This window comes from Thermus oshimai DSM 12092 (assembly GCF_000373145.1).
Classification (GTDB): Bacteria; Deinococcota; Deinococci; order Deinococcales; family Thermaceae; genus Thermus; species Thermus oshimai.
On record NZ_KB890603.1, the window covers coordinates 86,426 to 107,622 of the forward strand.

21 protein-coding genes and 1 tRNA gene are annotated in these 21,197 nt (G+C 68.9%); 15 read left to right on the top strand and 7 right to left on the bottom strand.

Annotated features, from left to right (window positions below; genetic code table 11):
- Positions 1-3 precede the first annotated feature (3 nt).
- On the bottom strand, positions 4-837 hold the full coding sequence (locus tag B043_RS0102790) for a universal stress protein (RefSeq protein ID WP_018460869.1): 834 nt from the start codon (positions 835-837) through the stop codon (positions 4-6).
- 21 nt (positions 838-858) lie between these two features.
- Here B043_RS0102790 and folP point away from each other — a divergent pair, with 21 nt between their 5' ends.
- From folP to B043_RS0102805, 3 genes are all read left to right on the top strand, one after another.
- Entirely contained in the window at positions 859-1,695 is an 837-nt protein-coding gene (folP, locus tag B043_RS0102795; protein ID WP_018460870.1) for a dihydropteroate synthase, read from the top strand.
- Positions 1,668-2,024 (top strand): dihydroneopterin aldolase, encoded by a 357-nt coding sequence (folB, locus tag B043_RS0102800; RefSeq protein WP_018460871.1) that lies wholly within the window; start codon positions 1,668-1,670, stop codon positions 2,022-2,024. Before folP ends, folB begins: the two co-directional genes overlap by 28 nt.
- 179 nt (positions 2,025-2,203) lie before the next feature.
- Entirely contained in the window at positions 2,204-2,743 is a 540-nt protein-coding gene (locus tag B043_RS0102805; RefSeq protein ID WP_018460872.1) for a LabA-like NYN domain-containing protein, read from the top strand.
- Between the two features lie 29 nt (positions 2,744-2,772).
- Here the strand turns inward: B043_RS0102805 and ndk are convergent, their stop codons facing one another.
- From ndk to B043_RS0102820, 3 genes are read right to left on the bottom strand one after another with little or no spacing between them, the layout of a single operon-like run.
- Positions 2,773-3,186 (bottom strand): nucleoside-diphosphate kinase, encoded by a 414-nt coding sequence (gene ndk, locus B043_RS0102810; protein ID WP_018460873.1) that lies wholly within the window; start codon positions 3,184-3,186, stop codon positions 2,773-2,775.
- Positions 3,187-3,221: 35 nt separating this feature from the next.
- Positions 3,222-4,151 carry a Stp1/IreP family PP2C-type Ser/Thr phosphatase gene (locus tag B043_RS0102815; protein ID WP_018460874.1) on the bottom strand — a complete coding sequence of 310 codons (930 nt, stop codon included), beginning with the start codon at positions 4,149-4,151 and terminating at the stop codon, positions 3,222-3,224.
- Positions 4,152-4,165: 14 nt separating this feature from the next.
- Complete coding sequence (locus B043_RS0102820) at positions 4,166-5,023, bottom strand: LysR family transcriptional regulator (protein ID WP_016330323.1); 858 nt, start codon at positions 5,021-5,023, stop codon at positions 4,166-4,168.
- A gap of 102 nt (positions 5,024-5,125) precedes the next feature.
- Here B043_RS0102820 and aceE point away from each other — a divergent pair, with 102 nt between their 5' ends.
- From aceE to B043_RS0102845, 5 genes are all read left to right on the top strand, one after another.
- Positions 5,126-7,840, top strand: a complete 2,715-nt coding sequence (gene aceE, locus B043_RS0102825) for a pyruvate dehydrogenase (acetyl-transferring), homodimeric type (RefSeq protein WP_018460875.1) — start codon at positions 5,126-5,128, stop codon at positions 7,838-7,840.
- A gap of 9 nt (positions 7,841-7,849) precedes the next feature.
- Positions 7,850-9,103, top strand: coding sequence for a 2-oxo acid dehydrogenase subunit E2 (locus tag B043_RS0102830; protein WP_018460876.1), 1,254 nt, complete (start codon positions 7,850-7,852; stop codon positions 9,101-9,103).
- Between the two features lie 65 nt (positions 9,104-9,168).
- Positions 9,169-10,452: an ABC transporter substrate-binding protein gene (locus B043_RS0102835; RefSeq protein ID WP_026234098.1), complete on the top strand. Its 1,284-nt coding sequence runs from the start codon at positions 9,169-9,171 to the stop codon at positions 10,450-10,452.
- A 47-nt stretch (positions 10,453-10,499) separates the two neighbouring features.
- A complete protein-coding gene (locus tag B043_RS0102840) occupies positions 10,500-11,375 on the top strand; it encodes a carbohydrate ABC transporter permease (RefSeq protein WP_016330327.1) in 876 nt (291 codons plus the stop codon).
- A complete protein-coding gene (locus B043_RS0102845) occupies positions 11,372-12,214 on the top strand; it encodes a carbohydrate ABC transporter permease (protein WP_018460878.1) in 843 nt (280 codons plus the stop codon). Before B043_RS0102840 ends, B043_RS0102845 begins: the two co-directional genes overlap by 4 nt.
- 5 nt (positions 12,215-12,219) lie before the next feature.
- Here the strand turns inward: B043_RS0102845 and B043_RS12200 are convergent, their stop codons facing one another.
- Together B043_RS12200 and B043_RS0102855 are read right to left on the bottom strand one after the other, a co-directional pair.
- Positions 12,220-13,773 carry a phosphohexomutase domain-containing protein gene (locus B043_RS12200; protein WP_018460879.1) on the bottom strand — a complete coding sequence of 518 codons (1,554 nt, stop codon included), beginning with the start codon at positions 13,771-13,773 and terminating at the stop codon, positions 12,220-12,222.
- Positions 13,774-13,832: 59 nt separating this feature from the next.
- Positions 13,833-15,626, bottom strand: coding sequence for a peptidyl-prolyl cis-trans isomerase (locus tag B043_RS0102855; RefSeq protein WP_018460880.1), 1,794 nt, complete (start codon positions 15,624-15,626; stop codon positions 13,833-13,835).
- 44 nt (positions 15,627-15,670) lie between these two features.
- Here B043_RS0102855 and B043_RS0102860 point away from each other — a divergent pair.
- The 4 genes from B043_RS0102860 (at position 15,671) to B043_RS0102875 (ending at position 18,248) form a co-directional block, all read left to right on the top strand.
- Positions 15,671-15,747, top strand: a tRNA-Arg gene (locus B043_RS0102860).
- Between the two features lie 83 nt (positions 15,748-15,830).
- Positions 15,831-16,964 carry an MFS transporter gene (locus B043_RS0102865; protein ID WP_016330331.1) on the top strand — a complete coding sequence of 378 codons (1,134 nt, stop codon included), beginning with the start codon at positions 15,831-15,833 and terminating at the stop codon, positions 16,962-16,964.
- Positions 16,961-17,767 carry a universal stress protein gene (locus B043_RS0102870; protein WP_016330332.1) on the top strand — a complete coding sequence of 269 codons (807 nt, stop codon included), beginning with the start codon at positions 16,961-16,963 and terminating at the stop codon, positions 17,765-17,767. Before B043_RS0102865 ends, B043_RS0102870 begins: the two co-directional genes overlap by 4 nt.
- A gap of 49 nt (positions 17,768-17,816) precedes the next feature.
- Entirely contained in the window at positions 17,817-18,248 is a 432-nt protein-coding gene (locus B043_RS0102875) for a CBS domain-containing protein (protein WP_026234099.1), read from the top strand.
- Between the two features lie 5 nt (positions 18,249-18,253).
- Here B043_RS0102875 and B043_RS0102880 read toward each other — a convergent pair whose 3' ends face one another.
- A complete protein-coding gene (locus B043_RS0102880) occupies positions 18,254-18,601 on the bottom strand; it encodes a phage holin family protein (RefSeq protein ID WP_026234100.1) in 348 nt (115 codons plus the stop codon).
- A gap of 58 nt (positions 18,602-18,659) precedes the next feature.
- Here B043_RS0102880 and B043_RS0102885 point away from each other — a divergent pair, with 58 nt between their 5' ends.
- Genes B043_RS0102885 through B043_RS0102895 form a run of 3 tightly spaced genes read left to right on the top strand, consistent with a single transcriptional unit; the run spans position 18,660 to position 21,194 of the window.
- On the top strand, positions 18,660-19,244 hold the full coding sequence (locus B043_RS0102885) for a TetR/AcrR family transcriptional regulator (protein WP_016330335.1): 585 nt from the start codon (positions 18,660-18,662) through the stop codon (positions 19,242-19,244).
- Entirely contained in the window at positions 19,222-20,076 is an 855-nt protein-coding gene (ccmA, locus tag B043_RS0102890; protein ID WP_018460883.1) for a heme ABC exporter ATP-binding protein CcmA, read from the top strand. The genes B043_RS0102885 and ccmA overlap by 23 nt, the downstream gene beginning before the upstream one ends.
- Entirely contained in the window at positions 20,073-21,194 is a 1,122-nt protein-coding gene (locus B043_RS0102895) for an ABC transporter permease (RefSeq protein WP_018460884.1), read from the top strand. Before ccmA ends, B043_RS0102895 begins: the two co-directional genes overlap by 4 nt.
- The last annotated feature ends 3 nt before the right edge of the window (positions 21,195-21,197 follow it).

The window sequence follows — 21,197 nt, forward strand, 5'->3', positions numbered from 1 at the left end:
ATTCTACCAGCGGGCGGCCTCGGGCACCACCAGAAGGGGGAGCTCCCCGTGGCGCAGGGCGGCCTCCACCATCTGGCCCAGGCGGTGGCGCCAGGTGCTTTTGGCCTTGGAGCCCAGGACGAGGAGGTCCACCCCCAGGCGCTTGGCGGCCTCCAGGAGGTCCAGGGCCTCCTCCCCTTTGAAGGCCTGGACCTTAAGCCCAAGCCGCTCGCTCAAGAAGGCCTCCGCCCGCTCCAGCACCTGGGCCAGGCCCAGGCCTTTGGGGTCCAGGTAGGTGGGGTAGCAGCACCCCCCCTCCCCGCTCACCAGGTGGAGGCCTACCACCTCGGCCCCCAGCCTTTCCCCAAAGATCTGGGCCAGGCGGGCCGCGGCGAGGGCCGCGTCCCCCTCGTCCACCCCCACCGCGATCCGGGCCGGGCGGAGGAGGGGCCGGTGGGGGGGTACCAGGAGGACGGGGACCTCCCCCCGGTGGAGGAGGTAGCGGGCCATCCCGCCCCGGGCCAGGCGCTCCAGGGGGGCTTCCCCCACCTGGCCCAGGACCACCAGCTTGGCCCGGGTGGCCTCCCCGCCCACCACAAAAGCCGGCAGGCCCCGGAGGACCTGGGCCTTCAGCCCCCGCGCCCTAAGGGCCGCCCCCACCCGGGCCTCCACCTGGGCCAGGAGGGCCTGGATGGGTTCTTTAAGGTCGGGGAAGTGGTGGGCCAGGCCCTGGAAGTAGGGATCGGGGATGACGTGGAGGAGGAAGGGCTCGAGGCCCAGGACCTCCCCCAAGGCCTCCGCCGTGGCCACCACGCTCTCGTGGGTCGCCCCGAAGTCCACCGCCGCTAGGAGCCTCATAGGGCCACTATAATCCAAGGCGTGCTCTGGCTCCGCGACCGGGCCCTCCCCTTGGACCGCCCCCTCCTCATGGGGATCCTGAACCTCACCCCCGACTCCTTCTCCGACGGGGGGCTTTACCTGGAGCCGGAAAAGGCCCTGGCCCGGGCCAAGGCCCTTCTGGAGGAAGGGGCGGACCTCCTGGACCTCGGGGCCGAGTCCACCCGCCCCGGGGCCGAGCCCGTGCCGGTGGAGGAGGAGAAACGGAGGCTATTGCCGGTCCTCGATGCCGTCCTCCCCCTGGGGGCCCCCGTCTCCGTGGACACCCGCAAGCCCGAGGTGGCGGAGGAGGCCCTTAGGCTTGGGGCCCACCTCCTCAACGACGTGACCGGCCTCAGGGACGAGCGCATGGCGGCCCTGGCCGCGCGCTATGGGGTGGCCGCGGTGGTCATGCACATGCCCGTCCCCGACCCCAAGACCATGATGGCCCACGCCCGCTACGCCGACGTGGTGGCGGAGGTGAAGGCTTTCCTGAAGGCCCAGGCGGAACGGGCCCTGAGGATGGGGGTGCCCCAGGTGGTCCTGGACCCGGGCTTTGGGTTCGGGAAGCTCCTTGCCCACAACCTGGCCCTCCTAAAGCGGCTAGAGGAGATCGTGGAGCTGGGCCACCCCGTCCTGGTGGGGCTTTCCCGGAAGCGAACGATCGGGGAACTGACGGGGGTGGAAAACCCACGGGAAAGGGTGGTGGGCAGCGTGGCCGCCCACCTCTTCGCCCTCCTAAAAGGGGCCCATATCCTCCGGGTCCACGACGTGAAGGCCCACCGGGAAGCCCTGAAGGTCTGGAGCGCCTTATGGGAGAGATCGCCCTCCTCGGACTAGAGTTCTACGGCCGCCACGGGGTCCACCCCGAGGAAGGGCGGCTTGGGGCCCGGTTCGTGGTGGACCTTTGGCTGGAGGTGCCCTTTGAGGGCCGGGGGGACCTTCTGGAGGAAACCGTGGATTACGCCGCGGTCTACGCCCTGGTGGAAAGGATCGTGCGGGGGAAGCGGTTCTACCTCATCGAGGCCCTGGCGGACCACCTGGCGGAGGAGCTCCTCAAGGCCTTCCCCCGCCTCCTGAGGGTGCGGGTGCGGGTGCACAAGCCCCACGCCCCCATCCCCGGGGTCTTCCGGGACGTGTACGCGGAAACGGAAAAGGGCCGCTCCTGATGGGTTCTTTTGCTTCTTATCTTGCGCTCATGGAAGGATCATGGTAGGATGCCTCCGCCCTCAAAGGGGGCCTAAGCCGATAGCCGTATCCGCGCCCCCACCGCTCATTGAGCGGTGGGTTATAAAAGCTCTCATCCGGGGGGAGTACACTGGAGGAGCCCGGAAAGGGGCGGGCTTTTATGGAAAGGGTGGCGATATTCATAGACGGGTCCAACCTGTACAAGGGGTTGGTCCAGCACCTGGGCTCGGACTATCGGCTGAACTTTGTGGAGTTCATCACCCTCCTCACCGCCGGGCGCAGGCTCCTCAGGGCCTACTACTACAACGCCCCCCTCCCCCCGGAGGACCCCGCGGCCAAGGCCCACCAGAGCTTCCTCAACTACCTCAAGCGGGTGCCCTACGTGGCCGTGCGCTTAGGAAGGCTGGAGAGGCGGGCGGACGGGTTCGTGGAAAAGGGCGTGGACATCCAGATCGCCATCGACATCCTGCGCCTGGCCTACGCGGACGCCTACGATGTGGCCGTCCTGGTCTCGGGGGACGGGGATTTCGCCGAGGTGGTGCGGGTGGTGCAGGACATGGGCAAGCAGGTGGAGAACACCACCTTCCACGCCCTCTCCTCCCACCGCCTGGCCCAGCAGGCGGACCGCTTCTACCCCCTGGACGACTTCCCCTGGGACCGCCTCCGGGCCCAGACCCTCCCCCAGGCCCCAGAAGAATAAAACCCCCGGGCGGGGCTTTCCCGCCGCCCCTACACCAGCTCTTCCGGACGGAAGTAGAGGGCGATCTCCCTTTGGGCGTCCTCGAGGGTGGCCGAGCCGTGGATCACGTTCTCGTCAATGGTGGTGGCGAAGTCCCCGCGGATGGTGCCGGGGAGGGCGTCCTTGGGGTGGGTGGCCCCCATCATCTTGCGCACCTCGGCCACCACGTTCGGCCCCTCCAGGACCATGGCCACCACCGGCCCCGAGGTGATGAAGGCCACGAGCCCAGGGAAGAAGGGCTTTTCCCGGTGCTCCGCGTAGTGCCTCTCGGCAAGCTCCCGGTCTAGGGTGATGAGCTTCAGGCCCACCAGGCGGAAGCCCTTGCGCTCAAAACGGGCCAGGATCTCCCCCACCAGGCCCCGGCGCACACCGTCCGGCTTCACCATGACGAAGGTCCGCTCCATACCCTTCGGAGTCTACTTGGGGGCTTGGGTTTCGTCTAGGGCCCGCGGAAGTAGCCCAGGAGGATGTAGGCCACCACCACCACCCAAAGGAGGATGAGGAGGACGTCCCGCCAGCCCACCCGGGGGCGGGGCTTGGGCTCCAGAACCTGGGTGGGGAGCTCCTCCGGCACCTCCCCCAGCTTCAGGTGCACGGGTTCACCCCCCGCGGCCTCGAGGGGCAGGGCGTAGGGGCGGGTCCTTTCGGGAAGGGTTTCGGGCACGCGGACCACGGCCACGCTGATGTTGTCCGGCCCCCCCCACTCGTTGGCCAAGGCCACCAGGCGCTCGGCCGCCTCCTCGGGTGGGTAGTTCCTCAGCACCTCCTGCAGGGTGCGGTCCTCCAGGACCCCATAAAGCCCGTCCGTGCAGAGGAGAAAGATGTCCCCGGGCTCCACCTTGAGGCCCAAGAGGTCCACCCGGGCCTCCGGGAAGGAGCCCAGGGCGTTGGTGATCACGTTGCGCCAGCGGTGGGTGCGGGCCTCCTCCACCGTGAGGAGGCCCTGGCGGACCCGCTCCGCCACCCAGGAGTGGTCCTCGGTGAGCTGCTTCAGAACCCCCTTGCGGAAGAGGTAGGCCCGGGAGTCCCCCACGTGGGCGATGAGGGCGTAGGGGAGGTCCAGGAGGAGGCAGGTGGCGGTGGTGCCCATCCCCCGGTTCTCCGGGCGCTGGGCCTCCTGGTAGATCCTCCGGTTCGCCTCCTCAAAGGCCTCCAGGAGGGCCTTGGGGGAAGGCTCCTTTTGGCTTAGGACCTCCAGGATGGCCTCCACGGCCAGCCTCGAGGCCACCTCCCCCGTGCGGTGCCCCCCCATCCCGTCCGCCACCACGAAGACCCCGCCCCAAGGGGTCCCCACCCCACCCACCGCGTCCTCGTTCTTGGGGCGCCTAAGGCCGGGGTGGGTGCGGAGGGCCGAAAGGAGATCGGGCACGGGGGGATTTTACCCTAAAGGACCAGGGCCTTGAGGAGGGCCCGGACCTCCTCCAAAGAGGGGGGCGGGGGGGCCTTGGGGTAGATGAGGGCCACCTCCAACGCCGCCTCCTCCAAAAGGGGCCTCAGCACCACCCCGGGGTGGGGGAAGACCCGGTAGGGGGCCAGGGTAAGGTAGACCCCCACCCCCGCGGCCACCAGGCCCACCGCCTGGGGAAAGCGGGCCACCTCCCGCACCACCTTGGGCTGGAAGCCCGCCCGGCGGAAGACCTCCATGAAGGCCTCGTAGAGGGGCGGCAGGGCCTCCTTGGGCATGAGGAGGAAAGGCTCGTCCTTCAGCGCCCTCAGGGGCACCCGCTCCGCCCTCGCCCAGGGGTGGTCCTCGGGCAAGGCCACCACGATGGGCACCTTCAGGAGGGGCTCCTTGGCGATGGCGGGATCCTCCACCCTAAGCCCCGCCAGGCCGTAGTCCAGGCGGCCCTCCTTCAGGGCCTTCACCTGCTCGGGGGTGTGCATCTCCAGGATCTCCACCGCTCGGCCCAGGCCCCGCCTCAGGTGGTCCAGAAGGGGCATGAGGTCGGGGAGGAGGTTCTCCGGGACCCCAAAGCGGAGCTCCGCCCGTCCGGCCCGCCGGACCCGCTCCTTTAGGGCCTCCGCCCGTTCCAGAAGGGCCCGGCCCTCCCGGTAGAGCACCTCCCCCGCCGGGGTCAGGCGGAAGGGGCGCCTCTCCAAAAGGCGCACCCCAAGCTCCCTCTCCAGGGCCCGGATCTGCTGGGTGAGGCCGGGCTGGGAGAGGAAAAGGCGCTCCGCCGCCCGGTGGAAGTTCCGCTCCTCCGCGAGGACCAGAAAGCAGCGCAGGCGGCGCAGGTTCATGATAAGAAAAGATTATCACATTGGGGAAGCCCTTGCTATTGGACAGCGCCCCGCCCCCTTGGCCAAACTGGTGTAGTGTAAGTGGTCACCAAGGAGGGCGCCATGACGGAACGGGAGCTCAAAGCCGCCTTCGCCCGGCTTTCGCCGGAGGAACGGAAGGCGCTTTTCGCAGAGGAAAACCGGGAGTGGCTGGAGGCCTTGGAGTACGTCCTGAGGGTGGAGGGCCCCGAGCGGGTGGAGGAGCTTTTCCGCCTCCTGGACGAATACCTCTACCTCCAGGGCCACACCCCGCAAAACCGCCTCTCCACCCCCTACCTGAACACCATCCCCAAGGAGAAGGAGCCCCCTTACCCGGGGGACCTGGAGCTGGAAGGGCGCATCGTCAACATCCTCCGCTGGAACGCGGCCATGATGGTGGCCCGGGCCAACCAGAAGGCGGACGGCATCGGGGGGCACATCTCCACCTACGCCTCCATCGCGGAGCTATACGAGGTGGGCTTCAACCACTTCTTCCGGGGGCCCGAGGCGGGGCTTGAGAGGGACCTGGTCTTCTTCCAGGGGCACTCCTCCCCCGGGATCTACGCCCGGGCCTTCCTGGAAGGGCGGCTTAAGGAAGAGGACCTGGAGAACTTCCGCCGGGAGGTCCACCCCCCGGCGGAGGGGGGCCGGGGGCTTTCCAGCTACCCCCACCCCTGGCTCATGCCCGACTTCTGGGAGTTCCCCACGGTGAGCATGGGCCTTGGGCCCATCCAGGCCATCTACCAGGCCCGCTTCATGCGCTACCTCGAGGACCGGGGCCTGAAGCCCAAGAGCTCCGCCAAGGTCTGGGCCTTCCTGGGGGACGGGGAGCACGACGAGCCCGAGACCGTGGGGGCGCTGCACCTGGCGGCCCGGGAGGAGCTGGACAACCTCATCTTCGTGGTGAACTGCAACCTCCAGCGCCTGGACGGCCCCGTGCGGGGCAACTCTAAGGTCATCCAGGAGCTGGAAAGGCTCTACCGGGGCGCGGGCTGGCACGTGATCAAGGTGGTCTGGGGCTCCTTGTGGGACGAGCTCATCGCCAAGGACAAGGAGGGCCACCTCCTCCGCCGCTTTGAGGCCCTGGTGGACGGGGAGTCCCAGCGCTACGCCGCCTTTGGGGGGAAGGAGCTTAGGGAGCGCTTCTTCAACACCCCGGAGCTCAAGAAGCTCATTGAGGGCCTTTCGGACGAGGAGCTCACCGAGCTCACCCGCTCCCGGGGCGGGCACGACCTCAAGAAGATCTACGCCGCCTACAAGGCCGCGGTGGAACACAAGGGGAGCCCGGTGGTCATCCTGGCCCGCACCATCAAGGGCTACGGCATGGGCCCCACGGCCATGGCCAAGAACGTGGCCCACCAGGTGAAGAAGCTCACGGAGGAGGACCTAAAGGAGGCCCGGCGCTTTCTCGGGATCCCCGTCCCCGAGGAGAAGCTTAAGGAGCTCCCCTACTACCACCCAGGGCCGGAGGCCCCCGAGGTGCGCTACCTCCTGGAGAGGCGGAAGGCGCTAGGGGGCTTTGTGCCGGAAAGGCGGGTGCGCTTTGGGGGGGGCCTCGAGGTCCCCGACGAGGCCTTCTTCCAGGAGTTCTACGAGGGCACGGGGGAGCGGGCCATCTCCACCACCATGGCCTTCGTGCGCATCCTGGCCAAGCTCCTAAAGCACAAGATCGGCAAGTACATCGTCCCCATCGTGCCCGACGAGGCCCGCACCTTCGGGATGGAGGCCTTGATCGCCCAGGTGGGGATCTACTCCCCCAAGGGGCAGCTCTACATCCCCGTGGACGCGGGCACCCTCACCGCCTACAAGGAGAGCAAGGAGGGGCAGATCCTGGAGGAGGGGATCACGGAGGCGGGGGCCATGGCGGACTTCATCGCCGCGGGCACGGCCTACGCCCACTGGGGCGTCCCCACCGTCCCCTTCTTCATCACCTACTCCATGTTCGGCCTGCAACGGGTGGGGGACCTGGTCTGGGCCGCCGCAGACCAAAGGACCCGGGGCTTCATCCTGGGGGCCACCGCCGGAAGGACCACCCTGGAAGGGGAGGGCCTCCAGCACCAGGACGGGCAGAGCCAGGTCTACGCCCTGGCGGCCCCCAACCTCCAGGTCTACGACCCGGCCTTCGCCTACGAGTTTGCGGTGATCCTGGAGGACGGCCTAAGGCGCATGTACGGGGAGGGGGAGGACGTCTTCTACTACATCACCATTGAGAACGAGAACTACCCCCACCCCCCCATGCCCGAACCCCGGGAGGAGGTGAAGCGGGGGATCCTCAAGGGGCTTTACCTCTTCCGGAAAGGGGAGGGGGAAGGCCCCAGGGTCCAGCTTCTCGGCTCGGGGCCCATCCTGCCCCAGGCCATCAAGGCCCAGGACCTTCTCCGGGACTTCGGGGTGGTGGCGGACGTCTGGAGCGCCACCAGCTACAAGGCCCTCTACCTGGACGCCATTGAGGCGGAGCGGGAGCGGCGGCTTCTCGGCAGGGCCCGCACGCCCTATGTGGCCGAGGCCCTGAAGGGGCACGAAGGCCCGGTGGTGGCCGCCACGGACTACCTCAAGGCCCTCCCCAACCTCATCCGGGGCTACCTGGACCGGCCCTTCTGCGCCCTGGGCACGGACGGCTTCGGCCGCTCGGACACCCGGGAGGCCTTAAGGGACTTCTTTGAGGTGGACGCCCGGCACATCGCCTACGCTGCCTTGGCCCTTTTGGCGGAGGAGGGGAAGCTTAAAGGGGAGGTGCTGGAAGAGGCCCGCACCCGGCTTGGGCTTAGCCTAAAGGAGGCGCCGCCCCACCGGCGGTAAGGAGGAGGTATGGAGCTCAGGCTACCCGAACTCGGCGACAACGTGGCCACGGCCACCGTGGTGGGCGTGTTGGTGAAGGAAGGGGACCGGGTGGCCCCCGGCCAGCCCGTCCTGGAACTGGAAACCGACAAGGCGGTGATGGAGGTGCCCGCGGAGGCGGGCGGGGTGGTGGAGAAGGTCCTGGTGAAGCCAGGAGAAGAGGTGAAGCCGGGGCAGCCCTTCCTGGTCCTGCAGGCCGAAGGGGAGGCGCCTGCCCCGGAAGCCCCCGCCCAGGAAGAGGCCCCTAAGGCCGAGGCTCCCCAAAGGGCAGAAAAGGCCCAACCCCCTGCCCCCCCCGAAGCCCCTTCCCCAGCCCCCCCCACCGAGGGGCGGCGCCTGGTCCCGGCCTCCCCCTCCATCAGGCGGCTCGCCCGGGAGCTGGGGGTGGACATCTACGCCTTAAGGGGCACGGGGCTTGCGGGCCGGATCACGGAGGAGGACGTCAGGCGCGCGGCGGGCCTGGCCGCGCCCGAACGGGCCATCCCCGCCCCCACTCGTCCCCCCCTCCCCGACTTCGCCCGCTTCGGCCCCGTGCGCCGCGAGGCCATGAGCGGGGTGCGGAAGGCCACCCTTAGGTCCATGGCCCAGGCCTGGGCCCAGGTGCCCATGGTCACCCACTTTGACGAGGCGGACATCACCGACCTCGAGGCCCTGCGCAAGCGCTACGCCCCCAAGGCGGAGGAGCGGGGCTTCCGCCTCACCCCCACCGCCTTCCTCCTCAAGGCCCTGGCCCTCACCCTCAAGGCCTTCCCCAAGTTCAACGCCTCCATTGACGAGAAGGCCCAGGAGATCGTCTACAAGGACTACCTCCACATCGGGGTGGCCGTGGACACCCCCCACGGCCTCCTGGTCCCCGTGATCCGGAACGTGGACCAGAAGGGGGTCTTCGCCCTGGCCCGGGAGCTCCAGGAGATCTCCGAACGGGCCCGGGCTCGCAAGCTCACCCCCGAGGAGATGCAGGGGGGCACCTTCAGCCTCTCCAACCTGGGGGGGATCGGGGGCGTGGGCTTCACCCCCATCGTGAACTGGCCGGAGGTGGCCATCCTGGGGGTCTCCCGGGCCCAAACGAAGCCCGTCTGGAACGGGGAGGCCTTCGTGCCCCGCCTCCTTATGCCCTTCAGCCTCACCTACGACCACCGCCTCATTGACGGGGCCGAGGCCGCCCGCTTCTGCCGCCACCTGGCCTCCCTCCTGGAAGACCCCATCGGGCTCGCCCTGGAGTAGGGCTTGACGGGACCGGAAAAGAAGGGGTAAAGTACCCCTGGAAGCGTTTCTAAGGGAGGTACAGGATGAAGCGTCGCGAGTTCTTGCAGAAGGCGGGCGTGGGTCTGGCCGCGGGGGTCCTCTTCAGCTCCGTGCGCGTCCGGGCCCAAAGCCCCATCGTCCGCGTGGCCGGGGACTCCACCGCGGTGGGGGAGGGCGGCCGCTGGATGAAGGAGATGGTGGAGGCCTGGGGCAAGAAGACGGGCACCCGGGTGGAGTACATCGACTCCCCCGCGGACACCAACGACCGCCTGGCCCTCTACCAGCAGTACTGGGCGGCCAAAAGCCCGGACGTGGACGTCTACATGATCGACGTCATCTGGCCGGGCATCGTGGCCCCCCACGCCCTGGACCTGAAGGAGTACTTCAGCGAGGCCGAGCTCAAGGAGTTCTTCCCCCGCATCGTCCAGAACAACACCATCCGGGGCAAGCTCACCTCCATCCCCTTCTTCACCGACGCGGGCATCCTCTACTACCGCAAGGACCTCCTGGAGAAGTACGGCTACAAGAACCCCCCCAGGACCTGGGCCGAGCTGGAGCAGATGGCCCAGAAGGTCATGGAAGGGGAGCGGAAGTCCAACAAGGACTTCTGGGGCTTCGTCTTCCAGGGCAAGCCCTACGAGGGCCTCACCTGCGACGCCCTGGAGTGGATCTACTCCTTCGGGGGCGGGCGCATCGTGGAAGCGGACGGGCGCATCAGCGTCAATAACCCCAAGGCCGCCCTGGCCCTGAACACCGTGCGCCGGTTCGTGGGCACCATCGCCCCCCAGGGGGTCACGAGCTACGCGGAGGAGGAGGCCCGCAACGTCTGGCAGCAGGGGAACAGCCTCTTCATGCGCAACTGGCCCTACGCCTACGCCCTGGGCCAGAGCGAGGGGAGCGCGGTGCGGGGCAAATTCGGGGTGACCGTGCTGCCCAAAGGGGCGGCGGACGCCCCCAACGCGGCCACCCTGGGCGGCTGGCAGCTGATGGTCTCCGCCTACAGCCGCAACCCCAGGCTGGCCGCGGAGTTGGTGAAGTACCTGGCCTCCTACGAGGTGCAGAAGGACAACGCCGTGCGCCTCTCCCGTCTGCCCACCCGGCCCGCCCTCTACACGGACCGGGACGTCCTGGCCAAGAACCCCTGGTTCCGTGACCTCCTTCCCGTCTTCCAGAACGCCGTCTCCCGCCCCTCGGACGTGGCCGGGGCCAAGTACAACCAGGTGTCCGAGGCCATCTGGACCGAGGTCCATAGCGCCCTCACCGGCCGCAAGAGGGGCGAGGCCGCGGTGCGCGACCTCGAGGCCCGCCTCCAGCGCATCCTGCGCTAAGCCCCTGTAGGCCCGGGGGGGCCTCCCCCCGGGCGTATCCTTAGACCATGCTCACCCTAAGGCAGGTCCGCCTGGCCTGGCTCCTGGTCCTCCCCACCCTTCTCGCGGTGGTCCTGGTGGCGGGCTACCCCCTGGCCCAGGTCTTCTACTGGTCCCTTTTCAAGGCCGACATCGCCTTCGTGGAACCCCCGGAGTTCGTGGGCCTGGAGAACTACCTCTTCCTCCTTAAGGACCCGGACTTCCGCCAGGCCCTTTGGAACACCCTGAAGTTCACCCTCATTTCCGTGAGCCTGGAAACGGTGCTGGGGCTTGCCATCGCCCTCATCGTCCACTCCAGCTTCCGGGGCCGGGGGCTGGTGCGCACCGCCATCCTCATCCCCTGGGCCATCCCCACGGTGGTCTCCGCCAAGATGTGGCAGTGGATGCTCCACGACGTCTACGGCGTGATCAACGTCCTGGGGGTAAAGCTCGGAATCCTAAGCCAAAAGGTGGCCTTCCTGGCCCGCCCCGAGCTCATCCTGCCCGCCATCATCGCCGTGGACGTGTGGAAGACCACCCCCTTCATGGCCCTTCTCCTCCTCGCCGGGCTCCAGCTCATCCCCGAGGAGCTCTACGAGGCGGCCAGCATTGACGGGGCCAGCCGGTGGCAGCAGTTCTGGAGCATCACCCTGCCCCTCCTCACCCCCGCCCTGGTGGTGGCCCTCATCTTCCGCACCCTGGACGCCCTCAGGGTCTTTGACGTGATCTTCGTCATGAGCGGGGTAAACCCCACCACCCGCACCCTGGCGGTCTACAACCGCCAGACCCTTATCGACTTCCAGGACCTGGGTTACGGCTCGGCCCTCAGCGTGGCCATCCTGGTAATCATCTTCGTCTTCGTGGTGCTCTACATGCGCACCCTGGGAAGGGAGGCCTTGAAATGAAGGGGGCCCTTAAGGTGGTTAACCGGCTCCTCTTCTACCTGCTGGTGGCCTTCGTGGTGGTCTACAGCGTCTTCCCCTTCTACTGGGCGGTGATCTCCAGCTTCAAGCCCTCCGATGCCCTCTTCTCCCCAGACCCCAGCTTCCTCCCCCTGCCCTTCACCCTGGACCACTACAAGAACGTCTTCCTCCAGGCCAACTTCGGGCGGAACCTCCTGAACTCCCTCGTCGTGGCCGGGGGGGCCACCCTGCTCTCCCTGGTCCTGGGGGTGCTTTCCGCCTACGCCTTGGGGCGCCTCCCCTTTCCCCCCAAGAACGCCGTCCTTTACCTCGTCCTGGCCATGACCATGTTCCCCCAGATCGCCGTTTTGGGCGGGCTTTTCCTGCTCCTTAGGGGCCTCGGCCTCTTCAACACCCACCTGGGCCTCATCCTGAGCTACCTCCTCTTCACCCTGCCCTTCACGGTCTGGGTCCTGGTGGGCTACTTCAAGGGCCTGCCCCGGGAGCTGGAGGAGGCGGCCTACGTGGACGGGGCCACGCCCCTACAGACCCTCCTCAAGGTGATGCTCCCCCTCACCGGGCCCGGGCTGGTGACCACGGGGCTTTTGGCCTTCATCGCCGCCTGGAACGAGTACCTCTTCGCCCTCACCTTCACCGTGGGGGACTCGGTGAAGACGGTGCCCCCCGCCATCGCCAGCTTCGGCGGGGCCACGCCCTTTGAGATCCCCTGGGGGTCCATCATGGCCGCCAGCGTGGTGGTCACCGTGCCCCTGGTGGTCCTGGTCCTCGTCTTCCAGCAGCGCATCGTGGCCGGGCTCACCGCGGGGGCGGTGAAGGGGTAGGCGCTTCAGAGGAGGGCGTTCAAAAGCTCCAGCGCCGCTTCCAGAAGGGCCTCGAGGTGCTCGGGGCCCTGGAAGCTTTCCGCGTAGACCTTGACCAGGTCCTCGGTGCCGCTGGGCCTAAGGGCGAACCAGCCCCCTTCCGTCACCACCTTAAGCCCCCCCAGGGGCTCGCCGTTTCCGGGGGCGTGGGTGAGGATTTCCCCCGCCGCAAGGGGGAGGGCCTTGGGGTCCAGGGCCTTCAGGCGGGCCTTGGCCTCGGGGGGGATGGGGAGGTCCTTGCGGGCGTAGAAGGGGCGGCCCAGGCGCTCCGCCAGCTCCTCGTAAAGGACCCCGGGGTCCTTCCCCCGCTTGGCGGTGATCTCCGCCGCCAGAAGGCCCAGGAGGATCCCGTCCTTATCGGTGGTGAAGGGGCGGCCGTCTTGGCGGAGGAAGCTTGCCCCCGCGCTCTCCTCCCCGCCAAAGCCCAGCCAGCCCCCAAGCAGGCCCTCCACGAAGTACTTGAACCCCACCGGGGTCTCGTAGACCTCCCGGCCTAGGGCCCGGGCCACCCGGTCCAGGAGGGCGCTGGTCACCGCGGTCTTCCCCACCTTGGCCCCCGGCCAGGGGCGGGTGGTGAAGAGGTGCTCCACGGCCACCGCCAGGTAGTGGTTGGGGTTCATGAGGCCCTTGGGGGTGACGATGCCGTGCCGGTCCGCGTCGGGGTCGTTGCCGATGGCCAGGTCGTAGCGCTCCTTCAGGGCGAGGAGCCCGGCCATGGCGTGGGGGCTGGAGCAGTCCATGCGGATCTTGCCGTCGTGGTCCTGAGGCATGAAGCGGAAGGTGGGGTCCAGGGTGGGGTTCACCACCTCCAGGCCAAGCCCGTAGGCCTCCGCCAGGCGTTCCCAGACCCTAAGGCTCGCCCCGCCCAGGGGGTCCACCCCGATGCGGAGCCCCGCGGCCCGGATGGCCTCGAGGTCCACCGCCTCCTTCACCCTCTCCAGGTAGAGCCCCGCGTAGTCAAAGGGCACCGCCTGGGCCAGGGCCTCGGCCAGGGGGACGCGCCGCACCCCTTTGAGCCCCTCGGCCAGCAGGGCGTTGGCCCGCTCCTCCAGGGCCCGGGTCACCCGGGCGTCCGCGGGGCCCCCCGTGGGGGGGTTGTACTTGAAGCCCCCGTCCTCCGGGGGGTTGTGGCTGGGGGTGAGGAGGACCCCGTCGGCCTTGGCGGGGTGGCGGGCGTTGTGCTCCAGGATGGCCAGGGAGACGAGGGGCGTGGGGGTGTAGGCCCCGTCGGCCTCCACCCGGACCTCGAGGCCGTTGGCCACGAACACCCGAAGGGCCGTGGCCCAGGCGGGCTCGGAGAGGGCGTGGGTGTCCTTGGCCAGAAAGAGGGGCCCCGTGGCCCCAAAGGAGGCCCTTAGGTCGGCCACGGCCTGGGCCAAGGCCAGGACGTGGGCCTCGTTGAAGGTGCGCCTTAGGGAGGTGCCCCGGTGGCCGCTGGTGCCGAAGGCCACCCGCTCTAAGGGGTTCTTGGGGTCCGGGGCCTCTTCGTAGTAGAGGGTGAGGAGCTTGAGGAGGTCCATGCCCCCATGCTAAAAGCTTCGCCCCGCCCCAGGGTCCTGGGGCGGGGCAAGGAAGGCCCTTAGGGCTTGGCGGGGGCCTCTTTGGGGGCCTCCTCCGTCTTGGGGGCGAGCTCCGCCAGGACCTGGTTCAGGCGGTTTTCAATCTGGGCCTTCTTGCGGAGCTCCTGGATGAGGGCCTGGGCCTGCTCCGAACGCTTTTTGGCGATGACCCGCTCCTTGGCCTCCTCCGCCACCTCGGGGTAGGGCTTAAGGACCTCCGCCTTGCGCTCGGAGATGAGGAGGACCACGAAGGTGCCGTCCTCCAGCTTCACCACCTCGCTCACCTCCCCCAAGGGCCCTTTGGGGAAGGTGGCCGTGGTCTTGAAGACCAGCCGGTCCAAGACGGCGGGCAGGCTGTTGGGGTTCACCGTGCCGTAGTCCGTGACCGTGCCTTCCTGGGCCTTGGCCAGGGCCTCGAGGTCCCCTCCCTTGAGGGCCGCGGCCCGGAAGGCCTTGGCCTTGGCCTCCTCCTTGAAGCTCACCCCCACCACCTTGGCGCTGGCGGGCACGGTGAAGAGGGCGGGGTTTTCCGCGTAGAACCTCTTGGCCTCCTCCTCCGTGGCGGTGACCTCCCGTGTGGCCCAGAGGGCGTAGGCCTGGGCCATGGCGTCCTTGGAACCCAAGAAGGGCTTGCCGCTCCCCTTGGCGGCCTCCACCAAAAGCTCCCGGTCAATGAGGTTCTCCAGGGTCTGGGGGAGGAAGAACTGCACCGCAAGCTCCCCCAGGCCCTGCTGGATGAGGGCCGCGGTCTGCTGGTTGGAAAAGACGGGCTGGAGGACCTGGGCAAGGAGGATCTCCTTCCCGTTCACCTGGGCCACGGCGGGGTTTTTGTAGCTGTAGGGGGCGTCCTCGGCGAAGCGCACCTGGGCCTTCTTGCGGAGCTCCTCCAGGTAGGCCTCGAGGGCCCCCTCCCCCTTGACCCGCTTGGCGTCCTCCTCCACCCGGGCCTTGACCTCCTCAAAGCCCGGCGCCTTGGGGGGGAGGTAGGCCTCCACCTTCACCAGGTAGTACCGCCCCCCGGCCTCGATGGGCCCCACCAGGCCGGGGCCCTTGAGGGCGAAGACCGCCTGGCCCACCGCCTCGGGGAAGACCACCTGGGCCACGGGCTTGGGCTCGCTCTTCCCGGGCTCGGCCCCGAGGGCCCCCGCTGCTTCCGCCCCCACCTTGGAGTGGGCCTTGGCCAGGGCGGCGAAGTCCTCCCCGGCCTTGGCCTTCCGGTGGAGCTCCTCCGCCAGGGCCTTGTCGTCCACCACGATCTGCCGGGCCAGGACCCGGGGCTCGGTCTTGTAGTCGTCCCGGTGCACCTCAAAGTAGAAGGCCACCTCCTCGGGGGTGGGCTTCACCGAGGTGCGGATCTGGTCCAGGCGCTTTTGGATCTGGAGCTGGGTCTTGATCTCGGCCCTTAGCTGAGCGTCGGTGTAGCCCACCTGGTTCAGGAAGCTCTCGTAGGCCTCCTTCTCCTTCAGGCCGAACTGCTCGCGGATGCGGTTAAGCTCCGACCGCACCTCCGCGCTGGAAACCCGCACCCGGGCCGCGTCCTGCTTCAGGGCCTCGGTGAGGATGACCTGCTCCAGGAAGTGGGTGTCCACCAGGGTTTTGAGAAGCCCCTCGGGGTTGGCCGCGTACAGGGGGTCGTTCCCCTGGAGCCTGAGGAGATCCAGCTCGTACACGGGCTTGTTGTTGACCCAAAGGACCGCCTTACCCCGGGCCTGCTGCCCCGCCTGAGGGGTGAAAAGCAGGATGGCCCCCACGGCAAAGGCCAAGGCCAAAAGCCCAAAGAGGATGGTGATGACCCGTTTGCTCAGTCCGAACACTTGACCGCCTCCTCTCCCGCGTGCTAAAGTAGCTCCTGCTGAGTGCGCCCGTAGCTCAGCTGGATAGAGCGTCGGCCTCCGGAGCCGAAGGTCAGAGGTTCGAGTCCTCTCGGGCGCGCCATTTTTCTTTTGGTACCCCGGAAAAGCCCAAGCACAAAGGGATTCTAGCACACCCTGGGTGAGAAAACCCCTTAGGATGAGGGGGTGCTGCCCCTTCTCCTCGCCTGGCTCCACACGACCAACGACCTCTTCTCCAACTTCCTCACCCCCCTCCTCCCCAAGCTCATGGACCGCTTCGGGGTGGGGCTGGGGACGGCGGGGTTGTTGGTCTCGGTCTACTCCCTCACGGGAAGCCTTCTCCAGCCCTTCGCCGGCCTCTTGGCCGACCGCATGGACCGCCGGCTCCTCGCCGCCTTGGGGCCGGTGCTGGTGGCGCTAGGGATGGGCTCCTTGGGGGTCTGGCCCCGGTTTGAGGCCCTTCTTTTGGTCCTGGGGCTTTCGGGCCTGGGCTCGGCCCTCTTCCACGCCTCGGGGGCCAGCCTGGTGGGGGAGTACGCCCCCCGGGAGCGGAAGGGGTTCTGGCTTTCCTTCTTCGGCTCCGCGGGGTACCTGGGGCTTTCCCTGGGGCCGGTGGTGGCCCTCTTCACCGTGGGGGCCTGGGGGCTTGAGGGGCTCCTCTGGCTCACCCCTTTGGTCCTCCTCCCCGCCCTCCTTCTCCTCCGGCTACCCCCCGTGCGCCGGAAGGGGAGGCCCGCAGGGATGGGGGACTTCCTCCGGGTCTTCCGGGGGGACGTGGCCCGGCTCTGGGGGATGGCCACCCTGAGGAGCCTGGTCTTCATGAGCTTCTCCACCACCCTGCCCTACTGGTACGCGCAAAAGGGGCTCTCGGATGCCTACACCGCCTTGAGCCTTTCCGTCTACAGCTTCTCCGCCACCCTGGGGACCTTCCTCGGGGGGACCCTCTCCGACCGCCTGGGACGGAAGGCGGTCCTGGTGGGCACCCTGAGCCTGGGCCTGCCCCTTTACCTGGCCCTCCTCTTCTTCCCCCCGGAAAACCCCCTTTACCTCCTCCTCCTTGCCGCCACGGGGGCCCTGATGAACGCCGGCATCCCCGTGGCCGTGGCCCTGGCCCAGGACCTCGAGCCCACCCAGACGGCCACGGTCTCCGGCCTCCTCATGGGGTTCACCTGGGGGTTCGCCGGTCTCTTCTACGCCCCCATCGGGGGGCTCATCGAGGCCTTCGGGGTGCTTCCGGTCCTTTTGGCCTTAGGCGGCCTCATCCTCCCCGCCTGGGCCCTGGCCCGGGGGGTGCGGGAGCCCGGTAGAATGGGCGCATGAGGATCCTCCTGGCCACCGACGGCTCGCCCCAGGCCAAGGGGGCCGAGGTGCTGGCGGAGTGGCTTGGCTACAAGCTTTCCGCCAAGCTCCTGGTCCTTTACGTGGTGGACCTCCGCCTGGTCCAGGCCCTGGAGCCCCTGGACCTGGGGGCCCTCACCATCCCCCTGCCCGTGCGGCGGGAGGAGGTGGAAAGGCTCCTTAGCCTCAAGGGGGAGGCGGTCTTGGAGCGGGTGGTGAAAAGCGCCAAGGCGGCCGGGGTGGAGGCGGAGGGCCTTCTGGAAAAGGGCCTGCCCCACGAGGCCATCCTGCGGCAGGCCCGCTCGGCGGACCTCCTGGTCCTCGGCCGGAGCGGGGAGGCCCACGGGGCGGGGTTTATGGGCTTGGGGAGCACGGTGGACCGGGTCCTTCGCGCCTCCCCCATCCCCACCCTGGTGGCCCCCCTGGAGTACGTGGAGCTCGAGGGGGCGGTCCTGGGGTACAACGCCTCGGAAAGCGCGGTGCGGGCCCTGCACACCCTGGCCCCCCTGGCCCGCGCCTTGGGGCTTTTCGTGCGGGTGGTGAGCGTGCACGAGGACCCCACCCAGGCGGGGGCCTGGGCCTTGGAGGCGGAAACCTACCTCAAGGACCACGGGGTGGCCGCGGAGGGGCTGGCCCTTTCGGGGGACCCCGCGGAGCACCTCCTGGGCCTGGCCGGGCCCTCCGACCTCCTCACCCTGGGCGCTCCCGTGCGGCGGTTCCTTTTGGGAAGCACCGCGGAGGAGGTGGTGCGCCACGCGGTGGGGCCGGTCCTCACCGTGCGATAAGGAGAGGGGCCTCGAGGTATAATCTTCCCCTAAAGGAAAGGGGGAGGGCATGACCGTTCGCCAGCTGCTCTTGCGTAAAGGGGGCGCGGTGTACCGCATCCACCCCGAGGCCACGGTGCTGGAGGCCCTTAAGGAGCTCGCCCGCCACGACGTCGGGGCCCTTTTGGTCATGGAGGGGGACAGGCTCCTCGGGATCTTCTCCGAGCGGGACTACGCCCGGAAGCTGGTCCTCCTGGGGCGCTTTTCCAAGGACACCCTGGTGCGGGAGGTGATGACGGAAAACCCCATCACCGTGACCCCGGAGACGGACCTGGAAGAGGCCATGCGCCTCATGACGGAGCACCGGGTCCGCCACCTGCCCGTGCTGGAGGGGGGAAGGGTGGTGGGGGTGGTCTCCATCGGGGACGCGGTGAAGGCCATCATCACCGAGCAGGGGGTGCTCATCCAGGAGCTTGCCCGCTACGTGAGCGAAAACCGCTAAGCCCCCTAGTCCCGAAAGAGCCAGCTCAGGAGGAGGCTTAGGAGGGAGAGGAGGAGGGCCCCGAAGAAGGCCCCGGCGAAGCCCTGGACCTCCAGGGCCGTGGCCTGGGCCACCAGGTAGAGGACGAAGGCGTTCACCACCAGGGTGAAAAGCCCGAGGGTGAGGAGGTTGAGGGGCAGGGTGAGGAAGAGGAGGAGGGGGCGGAGGAGGGCGTTGGCCAAGCCCCAAAGGGCCCCCGCCACCAGGTAGTCCAGAAGGCCGGCCCCCTGGGCGAAGTAGACCCCGGAGTAGAGGCCGGCCACCAGCCAAAGGGCCAGGGTGTTGAGGAGGAGGCGGGCCAGAAGGGCGCGCATGGCCCCCAGCATACCCTTGACCCCCGCCGGGGAACGGGGGTAGACTGGCCCTGTAAGTATGCACTTGCTTACCGAGGGGGACCCCACCCGGCGCCGCCTTCTCCAGGCCGCCTTGGAGCTCCTGGCGGAGCGGGGCTACCGGGGGGCCACCACCCGGGCCATCGCGGAGCGGGCGGGGGTGAGCGAGGTCACCCTGTTCCGCCGCTTCCGCTCCAAAGGGGCCCTCCTCCGGGAGGCCCTGAGGGGCCTGGCCCCGCCCCTCTCCCCCCCTGACCCCAACGCCCCCCTGGAGGAGGGGCTCCTGGGGCTTCTGGAGGGGTATCTGGGCCTCCTCGAGGCCAACCGGGCCTTCCTGCCCAAGCTCCTTTCCGAGCTCCTGCGCCACCCCGAGCTCCGGGGGGAGGGGGTGCCGGAGGGGATGGCGGAGGCCCTGGGGCGGGTGGTGGGGTTCTTCCGGGCCAAGCAGGAGGCGGGGGAACTGCGAAAGGACGAGCCCCCGGAGGAGCTGGCCCTGGCCTTCGTGGGGCCCCTCTTCGCCCGCTTCCTCCTGGGGGAGGTCCTGGGGGTGCGCTTCCCCCTGGACCCCAAGGCCTACGTTCGGGGCTATCTGGAGGGCAGACATGGTCCACGCCGAAGAGGTTAGCCGGAGCTTCGGCCCCGTGAGGGCCCTGGAGGGGGTGAGCCTTTCCGTGAGGCCGGGGGAGGTCTTCGGCCTCCTGGGGCCCAACGGGGCGGGCAAGACCACCCTGGTGCGCATCCTCACCGGGGTGCTTAAGCCCGATGGGGGGCGGGTCCTGGTGGCGGGCCTGGACGTGGGGAAAGACCCCGACAAGGTCAAGGCCCGGATCGGCTACGCCACCCAGGAGCAAAGCCTCTACCGCACCCTCACCGTCTGGGAAAACCTCCTCTTCCGGGCCCGCCTGTACCGGGGAAAGGAGGCCAGGGCCCTGGCGGAGGAGGCCCTGGAGCGGTTCGGGCTTCTTCCCTACGCCCAGGCCCTGGCCGGCCACCTCTCCGGGGGGTGGCGGCAGCGCCTGGCCCTGGCCCAGGCGGTGGTCCACCGGCCCGAGGTCCTCCTCCTGGACGAGCCCACCACGGGGCTGGACCCCCTTTCCCGGCGGGCCATCTGGGACCTCATCCACCTCGAGGCCCAGCGGGGGGCCACGGTCCTGGTCACCACCCACTACATGGACGAGGCGGAGCGCTGCCACCGCCTGGCCCTCCTCCACCGGGGCCGGGTCCTGGCGGAGGGCACCCCCAAGACCCTCAAGGCCCTGGCCCAGGAGCGGGCCGACTTCTACTTCGTCCAGGCCCCCCTGGAGGAGGTCCGGGCCTGGAAGGGGGTGCTGGACGCCTGGCCCAGCGGCGAGGGCGTGCGGATCACGGTCCGGAAGGGAACCCCCGTCCCGCGGGGCGAGCGGGCCTTCCCCAGCCTGGAGGAGGTCTTCCTCCTCCTCACCCAGGAGGCGGCATGAACCGGATCCTGGCCCTGGCGGAAAAAGAGCTCCTGGAGATCCGGCGGGACAAGGTCCTGCCGCGGCTCATCGTCCTCCTCCCCACCCTGATGCTCCTCCTCTTCGGCTACGCCATCAACTTCACCCTCACGGGGATCCCCTTAAGCGTCTACGACGGCTCCCAGGACCGCATCAGCGAGACCCTTCTAGGGGAGCTCACCCGGGAGGACCGGTTCCGCGTGGCCCTTCGGGCGGCCACCCCGGAGGAGGTCCGGGAAAGCCTGGACCGGGGCCAGGCCCGGGTGGGGGTGGTCATCCCCCCCGGGGCCCTGGAGAGGGTGCGGGCCGGGGAAACGGTCCAGCTGGAGATCTACCTGGACGGCAGCGACCCCAACTTCGCCTTCCAGGCCCAGGCCCTCCTGCGCCGGGCCGTCCAGGAGGTGAACGCCCGCGTCCTCATGGGCCGGGCCCTTTCGGGGGAGGCGGTGCTCCCCCCTTTAAGCCCCGTCCTCCACACCCTCTACAACCCCGAGAACAAGACGGCCTGGTTCATGATCCCCGGGATCATCGGCCTCATCCTCACCCAGTTCACCGTCCTCCTCACCGCCCTTTCCATCGTGCGGGAGGAGGAAAGCCGCATGATGGAGGCCCTCCTGGCCTCCCCCCTGCGCCCCCACGAGGTGGTGCTGGGCAAGGTCCTGCCCTACCTGGGCATCGCCTTCTCCGTGGCCCTTTTGGTCCTCCTCCTGGGGCACTGGGTCTTCGGGGTGCCGGTGCAGGGTAGCCTGGGGGTGCTCCTCATGGGCATGTTCCTCTTCGTCCTGGGCTCCTTGGCGGTGGGGGTCCTCATCTCCACCCTGGCCCGCACCCAGGTGCAGGCGGTGTTCGGCACCTTCGCCTACGCCTTCCCCACCATCTTCCTCTCGGGCTTCGTCTTTCCCATTGAGGGGATGCCGGCCTTCTTCCGCCTCCTCTCCTACCTGGTGCCCGCCCGCTACCTCATAGAGACCTTGAGGGGGGTGCTCCTCAAGGGCCAGGGGCTTGGGGTCCTGTGGCCCCACCTCCTCGCCCTCCTCCTCTTCTCGGGGCTGGTGCTCTTCCTGGCGGCCCATCGCTTCCGCCGCCAGGTGGCGGTGTAGGGG

Coding starts and splice junctions, on each gene's coding strand:
- B043_RS0102870 (WP_016330332.1), top strand. CDS start 16,961: ATGAGGATCCTCCTGGCCACCGACGGCTCGCCCCAGGCCAAGGGGGCC.
- B043_RS0102880 (WP_026234100.1), bottom strand. CDS start 18,601: ATGCGCGCCCTTCTGGCCCGCCTCCTCCTCAACACCCTGGCCCTTTGG.
- B043_RS0102845 (WP_018460878.1), top strand. CDS start 11,372: ATGAAGGGGGCCCTTAAGGTGGTTAACCGGCTCCTCTTCTACCTGCTG.
- B043_RS0102875 (WP_026234099.1), top strand. CDS start 17,817: ATGACCGTTCGCCAGCTGCTCTTGCGTAAAGGGGGCGCGGTGTACCGC.
- ndk (WP_018460873.1), bottom strand. CDS start 3,186: ATGGAGCGGACCTTCGTCATGGTGAAGCCGGACGGTGTGCGCCGGGGC.
- ccmA (WP_018460883.1), top strand. CDS start 19,222: ATGGTCCACGCCGAAGAGGTTAGCCGGAGCTTCGGCCCCGTGAGGGCC.
- B043_RS12200 (WP_018460879.1), bottom strand. CDS start 13,773: ATGGACCTCCTCAAGCTCCTCACCCTCTACTACGAAGAGGCCCCGGAC.
- B043_RS0102820 (WP_016330323.1), bottom strand. CDS start 5,023: ATGAACCTGCGCCGCCTGCGCTGCTTTCTGGTCCTCGCGGAGGAGCGG.
- B043_RS0102840 (WP_016330327.1), top strand. CDS start 10,500: ATGCTCACCCTAAGGCAGGTCCGCCTGGCCTGGCTCCTGGTCCTCCCC.
- B043_RS0102835 (WP_026234098.1), top strand. CDS start 9,169: ATGAAGCGTCGCGAGTTCTTGCAGAAGGCGGGCGTGGGTCTGGCCGCG.
- B043_RS0102790 (WP_018460869.1), bottom strand. CDS start 837: ATGAGGCTCCTAGCGGCGGTGGACTTCGGGGCGACCCACGAGAGCGTG.
- B043_RS0102805 (WP_018460872.1), top strand. CDS start 2,204: ATGGAAAGGGTGGCGATATTCATAGACGGGTCCAACCTGTACAAGGGG.
- B043_RS0102830 (WP_018460876.1), top strand. CDS start 7,850: ATGGAGCTCAGGCTACCCGAACTCGGCGACAACGTGGCCACGGCCACC.
- B043_RS0102885 (WP_016330335.1), top strand. CDS start 18,660: ATGCACTTGCTTACCGAGGGGGACCCCACCCGGCGCCGCCTTCTCCAG.
- B043_RS0102895 (WP_018460884.1), top strand. CDS start 20,073: ATGAACCGGATCCTGGCCCTGGCGGAAAAAGAGCTCCTGGAGATCCGG.
- aceE (WP_018460875.1), top strand. CDS start 5,126: ATGACGGAACGGGAGCTCAAAGCCGCCTTCGCCCGGCTTTCGCCGGAG.
- folB (WP_018460871.1), top strand. CDS start 1,668: ATGGGAGAGATCGCCCTCCTCGGACTAGAGTTCTACGGCCGCCACGGG.